Below are 14,464 nucleotides of genomic sequence, written 5' to 3'. Positions count from 1 at the left end.
CGTCAGTTTGATCTAGCGTCAAGCAAGCCTGGGAGCGAAAGCTCCCGGGCTTTGCCTGCTTTAAATGATGCGGGAATAGGGAATGGAGAATAGGGAATCGGAAAGCCCGGCATAGCTCTTGCCGATTGACGATTCCCCATTCTCGATTCCCTGCAATTTCATTCAGCCGGTGTGTGCACCACCGGCGTCACTGCGAACCGAGGCGGTACCCACCATGACCTACTCGTTTACCGAGAAGAAGCGCATCCGCAAGGATTTCGGCAAGCGTCCCCCCGTACTGGGGGTGCCGAACCTGCTGACCATCCAGACCGATTCCTACAGGGAGTTCCTGCAGGAGCAGGTCGCGCCGAAACAGCGCGACGACAAGGGTCTGCACGCCGCGCTGAAGTCGGTCTTCCCGATCGTCAGCTATTCCGGCAATGCGGCTCTGGAATACGTCGACTATCGACTGGGCGAGCCCGCGTTCGACGAGCGCGAATGCCGCAACCGCGGCATGACCTTCGGCGCGCCGCTGCGCGTCACCGTGCGCCTGGTCATCTACGACAAGGACAGCCCGGCGTCGAAGAAGGCCGTCAAGTACGTGAAGGAGCAGGAGGTCTACATGGGCGAGATTCCGCTCATGACCGACACCGGCACCTTCATCATCAACGGCACCGAGCGCGTCATCGTCTCGCAGCTGCACCGTTCGCCGGGCGTGTTCTTCGACCACGACCGCGGCAAGACGCACAGCTCGGGCAAGCTGCTGTTCTCGGCCCGCGTGATCCCCTACCGCGGCTCCTGGCTGGACTTCGAGTTCGACCCGAAGGACGCGCTGTACACCCGTATCGACCGTCGCCGCAAGCTGCCGGTGACGGTGCTGCTGCGCGCGCTGGGCTATTCCAACGAAGAGATGCTCGACATCTTCTTCGAGCACAACGTGTTCCACCTGGGCAAGAAGGGCGGCACCACGCTGGAGCTCGTCGCCGAGCGCCTGCGCGGCGAAACGCTGACCTTCGACCTGGTCGTGGGCGACAAGGTGCTGGTGGAAGCCGGCAAGCGCATCACCGCGCGCCACGTCCGCCAGCTGGCGGCCGAGAACATCACCGCGCTGGAAGTGCCGGACGACTACCCGGTCGGCCGCATCCTGGCGGTCGACATCGTTGACTCCAAGACCGGCGAGCTGCTGGCCTCGGCCAACGACGAGATCACCGCCGACCAGCTCGAGAACTTCCGCAAGGCCGGCATCGAGACGGTGCCGACCCTGTACGTGAACGACCTCGACCGCGGCGCGTACGTCTCGCACACCCTGCGCATCGACAACACCAAGACGCAGCTCGAGGCGCTGGTGGAGATCTACCGCATGATGCGCCCGGGCGAGCCGCCGACCAAGGACGCCGCGCAGAACCTGTTCTACAACCTGTTCTTCACCTTCGACCGCTACGACCTGTCGGCCGTCGGCCGCATGAAGTTCAACCGCCGCGTCGGCCGCAAGGAGATCGTCGGTCCGGGCGTGCTGTACGACCACAAGTACTTCAGCGAGCGCAAGGAAGAGGAAGCGCAGAACCTGGTGCAGTCGCAGGGCGACAGCTCCGACATCCTCGACGTGCTGAAGGTGCTGATCGACATCAAGAACGGCCACGGCACGGTCGACGACATCGACCACCTGGGCAACCGCCGCGTGCGTTCCGTGGGCGAAATGGCGGAGAACACCTTCCGCATCGGCCTGGTGCGCGTCGAGCGCGCCGTTCGCGAGCGCCTGTCGCTGGCCGAGTCCGAGGGCCTGACCCCGCAGGAACTGATCAACGCCAAGCCGGTCGCGGCGGCGGTGAAGGAGTTCTTCGGCTCCTCGCAGCTCAGCCAGTTCATGGACCAGAACAACCCGCTGTCGGAAGTGACGCACAAGCGCCGCGTCTCGGCCCTCGGTCCGGGCGGCCTGACCCGCGAGCGCGCCGGCTTCGAAGTGCGCGACGTGCACCCGACCCATTACGGCCGCGTCTGCACCATCGAAACGCCGGAAGGCCCGAACATCGGCCTGATCAACTCGCTGGCCGTGTACGCCCGCACCAATGCCTACGGCTTCCTGGAGACGCCGTACCGCAAGGTCGAGAACGGCAAGGTCACCGACAAGGTGGACTACCTGTCGGCGATCGAGGAGGGCGACCACGTGATCGCCCAGGCGAACTCGCCGCTGAAGGACGGCCGCTTCGTCGAAGACTTCGTGTCCTGCCGCTTCCGCGGCGAGTCCGAGCTGCGTCCGGCGTCCGAAGTCGGCTACATGGACGTGTCGCCGATGCAGACCGTGTCGGTGGCGGCGGCGCTGGTGCCGTTCCTGGAGCACGACGACGCCAACCGCGCGCTGATGGGCGCGAACATGCAGCGCCAGGCCGTGCCGACGCTGCGTTCGCAGACCCCGCTGGTCGGTACCGGCATCGAGCGCGCCGTGGCGCGCGACTCGGGCGTGATCGTCACCGCCAAGCGCGGCGGCGTGATCGACCAGGTCGACGCCGGCCGTATCGTGGTGCGCGTCAATGAGAGCGAAGTCGGCGACAACGACGCCGGCGTCGACATCTACACGCTCACCAAGTACACCCGTTCCAACCAGAACACCAACCTCAACCAGCGTCCGCTGGTGAACGTGGGCGACGTGGTGGCGAAGGGCGACACGCTGGCCGACGGTTCGTCGACCGACCTGGGCGAGCTCGCGCTCGGCCAGAACATGCTGATCGCCTTCATGCCGTGGAACGGCTACAACTTCGAAGACTCGATCCTGCTGTCCGAGCGCGTCGTGCAGGAAGACCGCTACACCTCGATCCACATCGAGGAGCTGGCCTGCATCGCGCGCGACACCAAGCTGGGCGCCGAGGAAATCACCGCCGACATCCCGAACGTGGGCGAACAGGCGCTGGCGCGCCTGGACGAATCCGGCATCGTGTACATCGGCGCCGAGGTGAAGGCGGGCGACATCCTGGTCGGCAAGGTCACGCCCAAGGGCGAAAGCCAGCTGACCCCGGAAGAGAAGCTGCTGCGCGCGATCTTCGGCGAGAAGGCTTCGGACGTGAAGGACAGCTCGCTGCGCGTGCCGCCGGGCATGGACGGCACCGTCATCGACGTGCAGGTGTTCACCCGCGACGGCATCGAGAAGGACAAGCGCGCGAAGCAGATCGAGGAAATGGAAGTCAAGCGCATCCGCAAGGACCTTGACGACCAGTTCCGCATCCTCGAGGGCGCCATCTACAACCGCATGCGCACGCAGCTGGTCGGCAAGATCGCCAACAGCGGCCCGGGCGGCCTGAAGCGCGGCGCCGAAGTCACCGACGCCTACCTGGACAGCCTGAAGAAGGACGACTGGTTCAAGGTCAACGTCAAGGACGAGGACGTCACCGAGTTCCTCGAGCGCGCGGCCGACCAGGTCAAGCGCCACCGCGAGGAGTTCGACAAGCGCTTCAAGGAGAAGCAGGGCAAGATCACCCAGGGCGACGACCTCGCGCCGGGCGTGCTGAAGATGGTCAAGGTGTTCCTGGCCGTGAAGCGCCGCATCCAGCCGGGCGACAAGATGGCCGGCCGTCACGGCAACAAGGGCGTGGTGTCCAACGTGGTGCCGGTCGAGGACATGCCGTTCATGGCGGACGGCACCTCGGTCGACATCGTGCTGAACCCGCTGGGCGTGCCCTCGCGTATGAACATCGGCCAGATTCTGGAAGTGCATCTCGGCTGGGCCGCCAAGGGCCTGGGCAAGAAGATCCAGAAGATGCTCGAAGCGCAGGCCAAGGTGGCGCAGATCCGCGAATTCCTGGATCAGATCTACAACCACCATGTGGCTGGCGCCGTGCAGCACGTCGACCTGAAGTCGCTGACCGACGAAGAAATCTTCACCCTGGCCGACAACCTGCAGGAAGGCGTGCCGATGGCCACGCCGGTGTTCGACGGCGCCGAAGAGTCCGAGCTGAAGGCGATGCTGCGCCTGGCGGATCTGCCCGAGTCGGGCCAGACCACGCTGTTCGACGGCCGTACCGGCGAAGCGTTCGACCGTCCGGTCACCGTCGGCTACATGCACTACCTGAAGCTGAACCACCTGGTCGACGACAAGATGCACGCGCGTTCCACCGGTCCGTACTCGCTCGTCACCCAGCAGCCGCTGGGCGGCAAGGCGCAGTTCGGCGGTCAGCGCTTCGGCGAAATGGAAGTCTGGGCGCTGGAAGCCTACGGCGCGGCCTACACCCTGCAGGAAATGCTGACGGTGAAGTCCGACGACGTGCAGGGCCGCAACCAGATGTACAAGAACATCGTCGACGGCAACCACGAGATGGCGGCCGGCATGCCGGAGTCCTTCAACGTGCTCGTGAAGGAAATCCGCTCGCTCGGCATCGACATCGACCTGGAAGAGATCAAGTAACCCCTGGGTTACAGGAGCTTATGCAATGAAAGATTTGCTCAATCTGTTCAACCAGCAGCGCGCCACGCCCGATTTCGATTCGATCAAGATCGCGCTGGCCTCGCCGGAGTTGATCCGTTCCTGGTCGTACGGTGAAGTGAAGAAGCCGGAGACCATCAACTACCGCACCTTCAAGCCGGAGCGCGACGGCCTGTTCTGCGCCGCCATCTTCGGCCCGGTGAAGGACTACGAGTGCCTGTGCGGCAAGTACAAGCGCATGAAGCACCGCGGCGTGGTCTGCGAAAAGTGCGGCACCGAGGTCACCCTGGCCAAGGTGCGCCGCGAGCGCATGGGCCACATCGAGCTGGCCAGCCCGACCGCGCACATCTGGTTCCTCAAGTCGCTGCCGTCGCGCATCGGCCTGATGCTGGACATGACCCTGCGCGACATCGAGCGCATCCTGTACTTCGAAGCCTTCGTGGTGATCGATCCGGGTCTGACCGCGCTCGAGCGCGGCCAGCTGCTGAGCGAGGACCAGTACCTCGAAGCCGTGGAAGAGCACGGCGACGAGTTCGACGCGCGCATGGGCGCCGAGGCGGTGTACGAGCTGCTGAAGTCGCTCGACCTGCCGGGCGAAGTGGTGCGCCTGAAGGAAGAGATCTCCTCGACCAACTCCGAGACCAAGCTCAAGCGCCTCACCAAGCGCGTGAAGCTGATCGAGGCGTTCCTGGAGTCCGGCAACCGTCCGGAGTGGATGGTGCTGACCGTGCTGCCGGTGCTGCCGCCGGACCTGCGTCCGCTGGTCCCGCTGGACGGCGGACGCTTCGCGACCTCCGACCTCAACGACCTGTACCGCCGCGTCATCAACCGCAACAACCGCCTCAAGCGCCTGCTCGAGCTCAATGCGCCCGACATCATCGTGCGCAACGAGAAGCGCATGCTGCAGGAATCGGTCGACGCGCTGCTCGACAACGGCCGCCGCGGCCGTGCCATCACCGGCACCAACAAGCGCGCGCTGAAGTCGCTGGCCGACATGATCAAGGGCAAGCAGGGCCGCTTCCGCCAGAACCTGCTCGGCAAGCGCGTGGACTACTCCGGTCGTTCGGTGATCGTGGTGGGCCCGACCCTGCGCCTGCACCAGTGCGGGTTGCCTAAGAAGATGGCGCTCGAGCTGTTCAAGCCCTTCATCTTCGCCAAGCTGCAGGCGCGCGGCGAGGCGACCACCATCAAGGCCGCCAAGAAGCTCGTCGAGCGCGAGGAAGGCCAGGTGTGGGACATCCTCGAGGACGTGATCCGCGAGCATCCGGTGCTGCTGAACCGCGCGCCGACCCTGCACCGCCTGGGCATCCAGGCGTTCGAGCCGGTGCTGATCGAAGGCAAGGCGATCCAGCTGCACCCGCTGGTCTGTACCGCCTTCAACGCCGACTTCGACGGCGACCAGATGGCCGTGCACGTGCCGCTGTCGATCGAGGCGCAGCTGGAAGCGCGCGCCCTGATGATGTCCTCGAACAACATCCTGTCGCCCGCCAACGGCGAGCCGATCATCGTGCCGACCCAGGACGTGGTGCTGGGCCTGTACTACATGACCCGCGAGCTGGTGAACGCCAAGGGCACCGGCATGGTGTTCTCGAGCATCAGCGAAGTGCGTCGCGCCTACGACAACCGCGCGGTGGAACTGCACGCCAAGATCAAGGTGCGCATGACCATCACGCAGATCGACGAGGAAGGCAACCGCAGCAGCTCCGTGCAGCTGGCGGAGACCACCGTCGGCCGCGCGCTGCTGGCCGAGATCCTGCCGGAAGGCCTGCCGTTCTCGCTGGCCAACACCGAGCTGACCAAGAAGGCCATCTCGCGCCTGATCAACTCCAGCTACCGCCTGCTGGGCCTGAAGGACACCGTGGTGTTCGCGGACAAGCTGATGTACACCGGCTTCCGCTTCGCGACCCGCGCCGGCATCTCGATCGGCATCGATGACATGATCATCCCCGAGCAGAAGAAGCCGATCCTGGAAGAGGCCGAGAAGGAAGTGGTCGAGATCCAGGAGCAGTACCAGTCGGGCCTGGTCACCGCCGGCGAGCGCTACAACAAGGTGGTCGACATCTGGTCGCGCACCAACGAGCTGGTGGCCAAGGCGATGATCGACGGCATCGGCACCGAGAAGGTGACCAATGCAAAGGGCGAGATCGTCGCCCAGAAGTCGATGAACTCGCTGTACATCATGGCCGACTCCGGCGCGCGTGGCTCGGTGGCGCAGATCCGCCAGCTGGCCGGCATGCGCGGCCTGATGGCCCGTCCGGACGGCTCGATCATCGAAACCCCGATCAAGGCCAACTTCCGCGAAGGCCTGAACGTGCTGCAGTACTTCAACTCCACCCACGGTGCCCGTAAGGGCCTGGCGGATACGGCGCTGAAGACCGCCAACTCGGGTTACCTGACCCGCCGCCTGGTGGACGTGGCGCAGGACGTGGTGATCACCTCCCTCGACTGCGGTACCGAGGAAGGCGTGATCATGCAGCCGATCGTGGAAGGCGGCGACGTGGTCGAGCCGCTGCGCGAGCGCGTGCTGGGCCGCGTGGTGGTCGAGGACGTGTACGGCCCGGGCGAGGACAACGAGCCGATCGTCACCCGCGACACCCTGCTGGACGAGGCCCTGGTCGAGAAGCTCGACAAGGCCGGCGTGCAGTCGATCAAGGTGCGCTCGCCGATCACCTGCCAGGCTTCGCATGGCGTGTGCGCGCTGTGCTACGGCCGCGATCTGGCCCGTGGCCATCTGGTCAACATGGGCGAGGCCGTGGGCGTGGTCGCCGCGCAGTCGATCGGCGAACCCGGCACCCAGCTGACCATGCGTACGTTCCACATCGGTGGCGCGGCTTCGCGTGCGGCGGCGGTGGACAACGTGACGGTGAAGACCACCGGCACGCTGAAGTTCAACAACCTCAAGACCGTGCAGCACGCCCAGGGCCACCTGGTGGCGGTGTCGCGTTCTGGCGAAGTGTCGGTGATCGACGCCAACGGCCGCGAGCGCGAGCGCTACAAGGTGCCGTACGGCTCGACCATCGCGGTCAAGGACGGCGACCCGGTCAAGGCCGGCCAGACCGTGGCCAACTGGGATCCGCATACCCATCCGATCGTGTCGGAAGTGGCCGGTACCGTGCGCTTCATCGACTTCATCGATGGCGTCACCGTGCAGAGCCAGACCGACGAGCTGACCGGCCTGGAGTCGGCGGTGGTGACCGATCCGAAGCGTCGCGGTACCGCGGCCAAGGACCTGCGCCCGATCGTTCGCCTGGAAGACAGCAAGGGCCGCGAGCTCAAGCTGCCCGGCACCGACGTGCCGGCGCAGTACATGCTGCCGGCCGGCGCGATCGTGTCGATCCAGAACGGCGCCGAAGTGGGCGTGGGCGACGTGGTTGCCCGTATCCCGCAGGAAACCTCCAAGACCCGCGACATCACCGGCGGTCTGCCCCGCGTGGCCGACCTGTTCGAAGCGCGCAAGCCGAAGGAGCCGGCGATCCTGGCCGAGCGCTCCGGCGTGGTCAGCTTCGGCAAGGACACCAAGGGCAAGCAGCGCCTGATCATCAAGGACTCCGACGGCAACGAGCACGAGGAGCTGATCCCGAAGTGGCGCCAGGTCATCGTGTTCGAAGGCGAGCACGTGGAGAAGGGCGAAACCGTGGTGGACGGCGAGCCGAATCCGCACGACATCCTGCGCCTGCTGGGTGTCGAGCCGCTGGCTTCGTACCTGGTCAAGGAAATCCAGGACGTCTACCGCCTGCAGGGCGTGAAGATCAACGACAAGCACATCGAAACGATCATTCGCCAGATGCTGCGCAAGGTTGAGATCACCGAGGCGGGCGACAGCCATTACCTTCGCGGCGAGCAGGTCGAGCGTGTCCGCATCAATGCGGAAAACGACCGCGCCAGCTCGCGCAACGAGCGTCCGGCGGACTTCCAGTCGGTGCTGCTGGGCATCACCAAGGCGTCGCTGGCGACCGAGTCGTTCATCTCGGCCGCTTCGTTCCAGGAGACCACTCGCGTCCTTACCGAGGCGGCGGTCCGTGGCACGCGCGACACCTTGCGGGGCCTGAAGGAAAATGTTATTGTCGGCCGTCTCATCCCGGCAGGTACGGGTTTGGCGTACCACGCGCAGCGTCGTCGCCAGGGCGGTCTTACCGCCGCGGAGCTGGATACCCTTTCCGGCACCGCTTCCCCGGTCTCCTTCGCGGAAGCCACCGTCGGTAGCGACAATGGTTCGGAGTAAGCCCCGTCGGGGACTTGCTCGCTGACATACGAAATGAGGCGCAAGGATTGCGCCTCGTGTTCGAGTCATGGAGGGCAGGGCGTCAGCTTGTCTGTGACGAGCTGCCCATGTTAAATTCCCGCTTCTTGGCAGACCGAGCTGGTTCGGTCTGCCTTTATGTTTCTCAGGAAAAGTTACGCATGTCGACTATCAACCAGTTGGTGCGCAAGTCCCGCAGCCCGAAGAGCTACAAGAGTGCTTCTCCGGCCCTGCAGAACAGCCCGCAGCGCCGCGGCGTTTGCACGCGCGTCTACACCACCACCCCGAAGAAGCCGAATTCGGCCCTGCGTAAGGTTGCCAAGGTGCGCCTGACCAACGGTTACGAAGTCATCAGCTACATCGGCGGCGAAGGCCACAACCTGCAGGAGCACTCGGTGGTGCTCATCCGCGGCGGCCGCGTCAAGGATCTGCCGGGTGTGCGTTATCACACGGTGCGCGGCAGCCTCGACTGCGCCGGCGTCACCAAGCGCCGTCAGTCGCGCTCCAAGTACGGCGCCAAGCGCCCGAAGAGCTAAAGAGCTAGAGGACAACGAGAAATGTCGCGTAAAGGTTCCCATCCCGCCCGCCTGGTCCTGCCGGACCCCAAGCACGGCAGCCAGCTGATCGCCCGCTTCATCAACATGGTGATGAAGAGCGGCAAGAAGTCCGTGGCCGAAGCCATCGTCTACGGTGCGCTCGATCATCTGGGCGAGAAGCACGCCGAGCCGGTCTCGCTGGTCGAGAAGGCGCTGAACAACATTGCCCCCGCGGTCGAGGTGAAGTCCCGCCGCGTCGGTGGTGCCACTTACCAGGTGCCGGTCGAAGTGCGCTCCGGTCGCCGCATGGCGCTGGCCATGCGCTGGGCTATCGAGTCCGCCCGCAAGCGCGGCGAGACCTCGATGCCGCGCAAGCTGGCTGCCGAGCTGCTTGAGGCTTCCGAGAATCGCGGTGGCGCGATCAAGAAGCGCGAAGAGACGCATCGCATGGCCGAGGCCAACAAGGCGTTCTCGCACTACCGCTGGTAAGCAAGTACAGATTCGAGGTTACTACCGTGGCACGCACCACCCCCATCGAGCGCTACCGCAACTTCGGCATCATGGCCCACATCGATGCCGGCAAGACCACGACCACGGAGCGCATCCTGTTCTACACCGGCGTCAGTCACAAGATTGGCGAGGTGCATGACGGTGCGGCAACCATGGACTGGATGGAGCAGGAGCAGGAGCGCGGCATCACCATTACGTCGGCGGCAACGACGGCGTTCTGGAAGGGTATGGATCGTTCCTTGCCCGAGCACCGCTTCAACATCATCGATACCCCCGGGCACGTCGACTTCACCATCGAGGTGGAGCGTTCGTTGCGCGTGCTCGATGGTGCGGTGTTCGTGCTTTGCGCGGTGGGTGGTGTGCAGCCGCAGTCGGAAACCGTGTGGCGCCAGGCCAACAAGTACCACGTGCCGCGCCTCGCGTTCGTCAACAAGATGGACCGCACGGGTGCCAACTTCGAGAAGGTGGTCGAGCAGCTGAAGGCGCGCCTGGGTGCGAACCCGGTGCCGATGCAGGTGCCGATCGGCGCCGAAGACAACTTCGAGGGCGTGATCGACCTGCTCAAGATGAAGTCGATCGTCTGGGACATGGAGTCCCAGGGCATGAAGTTCGAATACCAGGACATCCCCGCCAACCTGAAGGAAAAGGCCGCCGAGGCCCATAGCTTCATGGTGGAGGCGGCTGCGGAAGCGTCCGAAGACCTGATGAACAAGTACCTGGAAGAGGGCGACCTCTCCGAGGAAGAGATCATCAGCGGTCTGCGCGCGCGCACGCTGTCCAGCGAGATCATCCCGGTGTTCTGCGGTACCGCGTTCAAGAACAAGGGCGTCCAGGCGATGCTCGACGCGGTGGTGAACCTGCTGCCGTCGCCCGCCGACCGCCCCCCGGTGGCCGGTGTGGACGAGGACGACAAGGAAGCCACCCGCAGCGCCGACGACAACGCGCCGTTCTCCGCGCTGGCGTTCAAGATCATGACCGATCCGTTCGTCGGTTCGCTCACGTTCTTCCGCGTCTACTCGGGCACGCTCAATGCCGGCGATCAGGTGTACAACCCGATCAAGTCGCGCAAGGAGCGCATCGGCCGCATCCTGCAGATGCACGCGAACGAGCGTCAGGAAATCAAGGAAGTCCGCGCCGGCGACATCGCCGCGGCGGTCGGCCTGAAGGACGTGACGACCGGCGATACGCTGTGCTCGCAGGACCACGTGATCACACTGGAGCGCATGACGTTCCCGGAGCCGGTGATCTCGATGGCGGTGGAGCCGAAGACCAAGTCCGACCAGGAAAAGATGGGCATCGCGCTGGGCCGCCTGGCCGCCGAGGATCCGTCCTTCCGCGTGCGTACGGACGAGGAATCCGGCCAGACCATCATTTCCGGCATGGGCGAGCTGCACCTGGACATCATCGTCGACCGCATGCGTCGCGAGTTCAATGTCGAGGCGAACGTCGGCAAGCCGCAGGTGGCCTACCGCGAAACCATTCGCAAGAGCGACGTCAAGGCGGACTACAAGCACGCCAAGCAGTCCGGCGGTAAGGGCCAGTACGGCCACGTCGTGCTCGAACTGTCGCCGATGTCCGACGAGGACAAGAAGAGCCCGAACGTCAAGGACGATTTCCTCTTCATCAACGAGATCTCCGGCGGCGTGATTCCGAAGGAATTCATCCCGGCGGTTGAAAAGGGTCTGCGCGAAACCATCTCCAGTGGTCCGCTCGCCGGCTATCCGGTGGTGGGCATCAAGGTGAAGCTGGTGTTCGGCTCGTACCATGACGTCGACTCGTCCGAAACCGCGTTCAAGATCGCCGCGTCGATGGGCTTCAAGGAAGGTTTCCGCAAGGCCGATCCGGTCCTGCTGGAGCCGATCATGAAGGTCGAGGTGGTGACGCCGGAAGACTACGTCGGTGACGTGATGGGCGATCTGAGCCGTCGTCGTGGCCTGCTGCAGGGCCAGGACGACACGCCGTCGGGCAAGACCATCAATGCGATGGTGCCGCTCGGCGAGATGTTCGGCTATGCGACCACCATCCGCTCGCTGACCCAGGGTCGCGCTACCTTCACGATGGAGTTCGACCATTACGCCGAGGCGCCGAACAACATCGCCGAGCAGGTCATCAAGAAGGCCTGATAAGGCCTTCCTCCTTCTACAACACAGTTCTTTCAGAGGTTTGAGACATGGCAAAGGGTAAGTTCGAACGCACCAAGCCGCACGTCAACGTCGGCACGATCGGTCACGTGGACCACGGCAAGACGACGCTGACGGCGGCGCTGACGAAGGTGGGTGCCGAGCGTTTCGGCGGCGAATTCAAGGCCTATGACGCGATCGACGCGGCGCCGGAAGAGAAGGCGCGCGGCATCACGATCTCGACGGCGCACGTGGAATACGAATCGCCGACGCGCCACTACGCGCACGTGGACTGCCCGGGCCACGCCGACTACGTGAAGAACATGATCACGGGTGCGGCGCAGATGGACGGCGCGATCCTGGTGTGCTCGGCCGCCGACGGCCCGATGCCGCAAACGCGCGAGCACATCCTGCTGTCGCGCCAGGTGGGCGTGCCGTACATCGTGGTCTTCCTGAACAAGGCGGACATGGTGGACGACAAGGAGCTGCTCGAGCTGGTCGAGATGGAAGTGCGCGAGCTGCTGTCGAAGTACGAGTTCCCGGGCGACGACACCCCGATCATCGTGGGTTCGGCGCGTGCGGCGCTGGAAGGCGACCAGTCGGAGATTGGCGTGCCGGCGATCATCAAGCTGGTGGACGCGCTGGACACGTACATTCCGGAGCCGGTGCGTACGCTGGACAAGCCGTTCCTGATGCCGGTGGAAGACGTGTTCTCGATCTCGGGCCGCGGCACGGTGGTGACCGGCCGTATCGAGACGGGCATCATCAAGGTGGGCGAGGAAATCGAGATTGTCGGTATCCGCCCGACCACCAAGACGACGGTGACCGGCGTGGAAATGTTCCGCAAGCTGCTGGACCAGGGCCAGGCGGGCGACAACGTGGGTCTGCTGCTGCGCGGCACGAAGCGTGACGAAGTGGAGCGTGGCCAGGTGCTGGCCAAGCCGGGTTCGATCACGCCGCACACGGACTTCGAGGCCGAGGTGTACGTGCTGTCGAAGGACGAGGGTGGCCGTCATACCCCGTTCTTCAAGGGCTACCGCCCGCAGTTCTACTTCCGCACCACCGACGTGACCGGCGCGATCGAGCTGCCGGAAGGCGTGGAGATGGTGATGCCGGGTGACAACGTGAAGATGAAGGTGACCCTGATCGCGCCGATCGCGATGACGGACGGCCTGCGCTTCGCGATCCGCGAAGGTGGCCGCACCGTCGGCGCCGGCGTCGTCGCCAAGATCACCAAGTAAGTAGCCCGCCTTCGGGCGAGCGAACACCGGGTCTGAAAGAGCGGGGCGCAAGCCCCGCTCTTTTTTTGCCTGTTTTTTTGCGCAAAGGGCTTCCCATCGAGCTGATGTTCCTATATGCTTGACAAGTTATCCCTTTGCATTCGGGCCTGATCGCTCGAGGCACACAGCGAAATGAGGTGCAGGAAGCGCTTCGAGTTCGCATACAAGGACGTTGCGGGGTCGCATGACGGCAGAGTGACCGCTCTGTTGCCATTTGCGTTTTCGCGTTCTATACTTTTTCGTCTGGGCAGACCGATACCGTCGGTCTGCCCGGTCTTTTAGGGGTCGAATCGCCGGCATTTCCCGGCAGCCGTCGACCCCTTTGCTGCACCAGGTAGTACCAAGGGTTGTGCGGAATGGTGAGAAGCCATTCCGAATCACAGAATCGTTCTTTAGATAACAGGACACGGTTTATGGCGAACCAAAAGATTCGCATCCGGCTCAAGGCGTTCGATCATCGTCTGATCGACCGTTCGGCCAGCGAAATCGTCGAGACGGCCAAGCGCACCGGCGCCACGGTCCTCGGCCCGATCCCGCTGCCGACCAAGATCGAGCGTTACACCATTCTGGTGTCGCCGCACGTCGACAAAGATGCCCGCGACCAGTACGAAACCCGTACCCACAAGCGCGTGCTCGATATCGTTGACCCCAACGACAAGACCGTGGACGCGCTCATGAAGCTTGATCTCGCCGCTGGCGTCGATGTTCAGATCAAGCTCGGCTGAGCGATAGACAGGATACGAAGATGAGTATCGGACTGGTTGGCCGCAAGTGCGGCATGAGCCGACTCTTCACTGAAGATGGACGCTCGATTCCGGTGACGCTGATTGAAGCCACCCCGAATCGCGTCACCCAGCTGAAGACGGAAGATAACGATGGTTACAGCGCTGTGCAGGTCGCGGCGGGCGTCAAGCGCGCCAGCCTGCTGACCCAGCCGCTGAAGGGTCACTACGCCAAGGCGAAGGTCGAGCCGGGTCGTGGTCTGTGGGAGTTCCGCGTGACTGCCGACGAGCTCGGCAAGTACAGCGTGGGCACCGAGATCAAGGCCGATGACGTGTTCCAGGTGGGTCAGATCGTTGACGTCGCCGGCGTGTCGAAGGGCAAGGGCTTCCAGGGCACCATCAAGCGCCACAACTTCACCATGGGTGATGCCACCCACGGTAACTCGCTGTCGCACCGCTCGCCGGGTTCTATCGGCCAGCGCCAGACCCCGGGTCGCGTGTTCCCCGGCAAGAAGATGTCCGGCCACATGGGTGCGGTGAACCGCACGCAGCAGGGTCTGGAAGTGGTCAAGGTCGACGCCGAGCGTCATCTGATCGCGATCAAGGGCGCAGTCCCCGGTGCTACCGGTGGCGACGTCGTGATCCGTCCGACCACCAAGGGTTGAG

General features: G+C 64.3%; 8 protein-coding genes. All 8 read left to right on the top strand.

Annotated elements, in window-relative coordinates:
• Nucleotides 1-214: 214 nt before the first annotated feature.
• Nucleotides 215-4,372 (top strand): DNA-directed RNA polymerase subunit beta, encoded by a 4,158-nt coding sequence (rpoB, locus tag ISN75_RS16645; RefSeq protein WP_167258792.1) that lies wholly within the window; start codon nt 215-217, stop codon nt 4,370-4,372.
• Between the two features lie 25 nt (nt 4,373-4,397).
• Entirely contained in the window at nt 4,398-8,612 is a 4,215-nt protein-coding gene (gene rpoC, locus ISN75_RS16640) for a DNA-directed RNA polymerase subunit beta' (RefSeq protein WP_167258794.1), read from the top strand.
• A gap of 179 nt (nt 8,613-8,791) precedes the next feature.
• Complete coding sequence (gene rpsL / locus ISN75_RS16635; protein WP_026633431.1) at nt 8,792-9,166, top strand: 30S ribosomal protein S12; 375 nt, start codon at nt 8,792-8,794, stop codon at nt 9,164-9,166.
• 21 nt (nt 9,167-9,187) lie between these two features.
• Nucleotides 9,188-9,655 carry a 30S ribosomal protein S7 gene (rpsG, locus tag ISN75_RS16630; RefSeq protein ID WP_167258796.1) on the top strand — a complete coding sequence of 156 codons (468 nt, stop codon included), beginning with the start codon at nt 9,188-9,190 and terminating at the stop codon, nt 9,653-9,655.
• Nucleotides 9,656-9,681: 26 nt separating this feature from the next.
• The gene (gene fusA / locus ISN75_RS16625; protein WP_167258798.1) at nt 9,682-11,799 is read left to right on the top strand and encodes an elongation factor G; all 2,118 of its coding nucleotides are present in this window, start codon (nt 9,682-9,684) and stop codon (nt 11,797-11,799) included.
• 47 nt (nt 11,800-11,846) lie between these two features.
• Nucleotides 11,847-13,037 carry an elongation factor Tu gene (tuf, locus tag ISN75_RS16620; RefSeq protein ID WP_423385085.1) on the top strand — a complete coding sequence of 397 codons (1,191 nt, stop codon included), beginning with the start codon at nt 11,847-11,849 and terminating at the stop codon, nt 13,035-13,037.
• 452 nt (nt 13,038-13,489) lie between these two features.
• On the top strand, nt 13,490-13,801 hold the full coding sequence (gene rpsJ / locus ISN75_RS16615) for a 30S ribosomal protein S10 (RefSeq protein ID WP_014402136.1): 312 nt from the start codon (nt 13,490-13,492) through the stop codon (nt 13,799-13,801).
• Nucleotides 13,802-13,821: 20 nt separating this feature from the next.
• Nucleotides 13,822-14,463 carry a 50S ribosomal protein L3 gene (gene rplC, locus ISN75_RS16610; RefSeq protein WP_167257939.1) on the top strand — a complete coding sequence of 214 codons (642 nt, stop codon included), beginning with the start codon at nt 13,822-13,824 and terminating at the stop codon, nt 14,461-14,463.
• Nucleotide 14,464 lies beyond the last annotated feature (1 nt).

Origin of the sequence: Dyella marensis, assembly GCF_049532885.1 — a bacterium.
Taxonomy (GTDB): Bacteria; Pseudomonadota; Gammaproteobacteria; order Xanthomonadales; family Rhodanobacteraceae; genus Dyella_D; species Dyella_D marensis.
Note: the sequence above shows the minus strand (reverse complement) of the source record. Positions and strands in the feature narration are given on the sequence as shown.

Bases quoted from the DNA above. Each gene is read 5' to 3' on its own strand.
- rpsJ (WP_014402136.1), top strand. From the start codon at position 13,490: ATGGCGAACCAAAAGATTCGCATCCGGCTCAAGGCGTTCGATCATCGT.
- rplC (WP_167257939.1), top strand. From the start codon at position 13,822: ATGAGTATCGGACTGGTTGGCCGCAAGTGCGGCATGAGCCGACTCTTC.
- rpsL (WP_026633431.1), top strand. From the start codon at position 8,792: ATGTCGACTATCAACCAGTTGGTGCGCAAGTCCCGCAGCCCGAAGAGC.
- tuf (WP_423385085.1), top strand. From the start codon at position 11,847: ATGGCAAAGGGTAAGTTCGAACGCACCAAGCCGCACGTCAACGTCGGC.
- rpoB (WP_167258792.1), top strand. From the start codon at position 215: ATGACCTACTCGTTTACCGAGAAGAAGCGCATCCGCAAGGATTTCGGC.
- rpoC (WP_167258794.1), top strand. From the start codon at position 4,398: ATGAAAGATTTGCTCAATCTGTTCAACCAGCAGCGCGCCACGCCCGAT.
- rpsG (WP_167258796.1), top strand. From the start codon at position 9,188: ATGTCGCGTAAAGGTTCCCATCCCGCCCGCCTGGTCCTGCCGGACCCC.